Genomic DNA, 3,451 nt, shown 5'->3' with positions numbered 1-3,451 from the left:
CGAAGCTGGCGTTCCCACCCTTGTCGAAGCTCGAGAGATCGTAGCCGAATTCCACGGGATGATCCGGCGCAGAGCCGCCGCTGAGTTGTCATCCTGGATCGAGCGCGTTCGCGCCAGCCTCGTCGCCTCATTCGCCCGCGGCGTAACGAACGATGAAGCAGCGGTTCGAGCGGCAATCACGTCGCCCTGGTCCAACGGACAGACTGAAGGTCAGATTACTCGCCTCAAGCTCGTAAGACGCCAAATGTACGGCCGCGGAAAAATCGATCTGCTTCAAGCCAGACTGATAGGTGCCGAATGAGTGAGCTGCACCAGAATTGCGTCAGAGCCAATATTGCAGACGATGACGTAATTGCGGTCGGCGCTCGCGGCACGAAAGATCCGCTATCTTCAGGCCTTCCCGCAATCTTTTAAACCGGAGGGGGGGGCTATGAAGCAGTATGTTGGGCTGGACGTCTCGCAAAAAGAAACCTCGGTTCGCGTTGTCAACGAAGTAGGTCAGGTCTTGTTCGAGGGGAAGGCGAAGTCCGACCCGGGAGCGCTCACCGCGCTGCTCCGCAAGCGGGCGCCACATGCGGAGCGCATTGGTTTTGAGACCGGGGCGATGGCGAGTTGGCTGTGGCATGAACTTCGTAGGGTTGACCATCCAGTGGTTTGCATCGACGCGCGGCATGCCCACGCGGCTCTGTCCGTACGCATGAACAAGAGCGATCAAAATGACGCGCGAGGTCTAGCTGAACTGGTGCGGGTTGGCTGGTATCGAGAAGTCAAAGTCAAGAGCGAAAAAAAAAGTCAGAAGATTCGCGCGATGCTCGTCGCGAGACCCCGGCTCGTGGCCATTCGTCGAGATATCGAGAACCAGGTCCGCAGTCTGATCAAAGAATACGGCTTGCTGTTTCCACGTGCAATCGGCTTGCAGTTTCGCAATCAGGTCCGCGAGCTATTGGGCGAAGATCACCAGCTCCTCAGTGTGATCGCGCCACTTTTGTCGATCCACGAGCAGGTCTGCAAACAACAAAGCAAATTCGATAACGAAATTCGCCAATTGGCTAAGTCAGATGAAACGGCGCGGCGGCTGATGACAGTTCCGGGCGTCGGCGTTGTGACTGCCTTGACGTTCCGTCATACGATCGATGACCCATCGCGCTTCCGATCGGGATCCAGCGTCGGCGCCTATCTGGGTCTCACCCCGCGGCGCAGCCAATCTGGCGGGACCGACAGCAATGGCAAGATATCCCGATGGGGTGACCGTCTTCTCCGGACTTATCTTTTCGAGGCGGCGACCGTTCTGCTTTCACCGGACGAAGAAATGGTCTTCTCTCAAGGCCTGGGGAATGAAGCTTGCCAAGCGGATTGGCATGAGAAAGGCAAAAGTCGCCATCGCCCGGAAGATCGCCGTGATCCTCCACTGCGTCTGGGTCGATGGCACGTCGTTCGACTGGGGTCAGGCGAAGGAAGCGTGATCCTGTTTCTCGGCTCCTGGTCCGGTCCGCCGGACTAGCGATGTCCCGCCAAGAACAAATTCGGCGAAGGTCCTCTCCCGTGAGGCGTGCAGTGGTGCTCTGCCACGTGATAGGCATAGAATCCAAGAGCATCGCATGCCTCCGCCAATCTGAGGCGATCGGCGTAATGTTGCGCAACATCGCGCCCATCATCATCAAGATGGTCGAAGATGCCGCATGTCAGATTTGGATGAATGCCATTTTTCGCTTGATACGCTCCGATTGTAGGACATTGGGAGTCCTGTTCGCGTCAAGCCATCGAGGGGTCGATAGGTCCTGCGTGCTTTAGGCCGACCGCTCGTAGGGTCTTCTTCGGGGCGGCTGAAGTAGCAGCTCACCGCAGAGGGTTATCGCTGTTCATGGTTCATGGCGTGATATACATCCCTCTGCGTCATCTTACATCTTCGCGGCAGCGTCGTTCGCAATGGGTCCGCATCAGAAAGCGCGCATCTTTAGGCGCGCAGATATATCGCGAATGGCTGCGAGAAATGCAGCCATTTGAGGCTCTGTACCGACGCTAACGCGAATGCAAGATTCAAGTCCCTTATCGGGGAGGAAAGCGACAAGTATCTTCTTCTGCTCCAACGCTGCTTGCCACCATCTTCCATCGTGCCCCTCCGGCATACGGGCTAGCACGAAGCTCGCTTGGGAAGGCGTTACGCGAAACCCGAGTTGAGAGAGTTCGCCTGCAATTCTCTCCCTCTCGTCTCTGATCTGTCGACGGTTATGTTCATGGGCGGCGCGATGTGCGAGGACACTGATGCCGACGGCCTGGCCGATCACATTCATATTGAAGACGTTCTGCAGGTTGCGAAGCGTCCCAATGAGCTCGGGATGACCGAATCCGAACCCGACGCGAATGCCCGCAGCGGCATAACTCTTCGACAACGCTCGTAGAATCAAAAGAGTCGAATGTTGGCTAAGGAGCCGCAAACCATTGTCGGGTGCAAAGTCGACGTAAGCCTCGTCCAAGACGACCAGACGATCATTGCGTGCCAACAGATTTCATCGATCGGAACGAAGAGTCCGGTCGGATTATTCGGATTAGCGAGCATAATGAACTTGGCGTCTGCGGCGGCGCCGGAAAGCAATTGCTCGATGGGCAGGGTCTGAGGTTCAGAACATCCGATTTCAAGAAAGCGAGCAGCTTGCAACATCGCAAGCTTGCGATTGAATGAAAATCCTGGCGACACCATCGCTACGCGGTCGCCAGGGAGGAGGAAAGCTCTGAAAATCAGTCCAAGGAGTTCAGACGAACCGTTGCCGGCGATTACCTGATCCGTCGCACCGCCGTAGGCAGCGGCCGCTGCTTCCCTCAAGCTGATGTTGTCACTCTCTGGGTATAGGTACTGCCGTTCAAGCGCTGCGACTGCGTCTCGCATAACAATAGCGGGTAACGGGAATGGATTCTCATTGGCGTCCAGCTTCACGTAGCTGGCGTCCGGAGCAGTCGGCCGGATGGCGGGACGTCTAGCCAGCGTGTGACCGGCGAGAGCAAAGAAAGGACGGTCTTCAGTTTTGCGTCAAGCATAGTTGTTTACCCCATGAGCGCCAAGAGTTCTCGCATTGTGTCACTATGTGAACCATTAGGCTGGTAAGGCCAAAGTGCTTGGCGATAGAAGTTGAACCTCCTCCGAATTGATGGACACCTGTAGTAGGCTCGAAGAGCCAGGAGGTGTCGGATGGAAGGACGTCAACGTCGGTGGTTTGCGGACGACTACAAGCGGCAAGCGGTTGATCTCATAGCGTCGAGCGGGCTCTCGATCGGATCTGTGGCCAAGGAGCTTGGTCTGCGCGATTCCGTGCTGCGGCGGTGGGTGGAGCAGCGAGCGGCCCGGCTGGAGCCGACGGCGGCGACGCGGCGCTCCACAACGCAGGCGACGCTGCCGTCGGCGGACCACGCGGCAGAGATCGCGCGTTTGCAGCGAGAGAACGAGCGGCTGCGCATG

General features: G+C 57.4%; 2 protein-coding genes and 3 pseudogenes. 3 read left to right on the top strand and 2 right to left on the bottom strand.

Annotation, left to right across the window (positions count from 1 at the left end):
- Together AC629_RS43325 and AC629_RS43320 are read left to right on the top strand one after the other, a co-directional pair.
- Positions 1-301 (top strand): transposase (locus AC629_RS43325; RefSeq protein WP_143199916.1); only part of this gene is annotated, 301 nt, incomplete at its 5' end.
- A 129-nt stretch (positions 302-430) separates the two neighbouring features.
- A pseudogene (locus AC629_RS43320) lies at positions 431-1,463 on the top strand (IS110 family RNA-guided transposase).
- 46 nt (positions 1,464-1,509) lie between these two features.
- Here the strand turns inward: AC629_RS43320 and AC629_RS49635 are convergent.
- Together AC629_RS49635 and AC629_RS43310 are read right to left on the bottom strand one after the other, a co-directional pair.
- Positions 1,510-1,698, bottom strand: a pseudogene (locus AC629_RS49635) (LLM class flavin-dependent oxidoreductase); the annotation flags it as partial.
- Positions 1,699-1,937: 239 nt separating this feature from the next.
- Positions 1,938-3,033: pseudogene (locus AC629_RS43310) on the bottom strand (pyridoxal phosphate-dependent aminotransferase).
- Between the two features lie 151 nt (positions 3,034-3,184).
- Between AC629_RS43310 and AC629_RS43305 the strand changes: the two are divergent.
- Positions 3,185-3,451, top strand: a 267-nt coding sequence (locus AC629_RS43305) for a transposase (RefSeq protein ID WP_084810710.1), incomplete at its 3' end; no start/stop codon positions are given.

The organism is Bradyrhizobium sp. NAS80.1 (assembly GCF_001908205.1).
GTDB lineage: Bacteria > Pseudomonadota > Alphaproteobacteria > Rhizobiales > Xanthobacteraceae > Bradyrhizobium.
The sequence above is the reverse complement of the archived record's forward strand: the minus strand, read 5'-3'. Positions and strand labels throughout refer to the sequence as shown.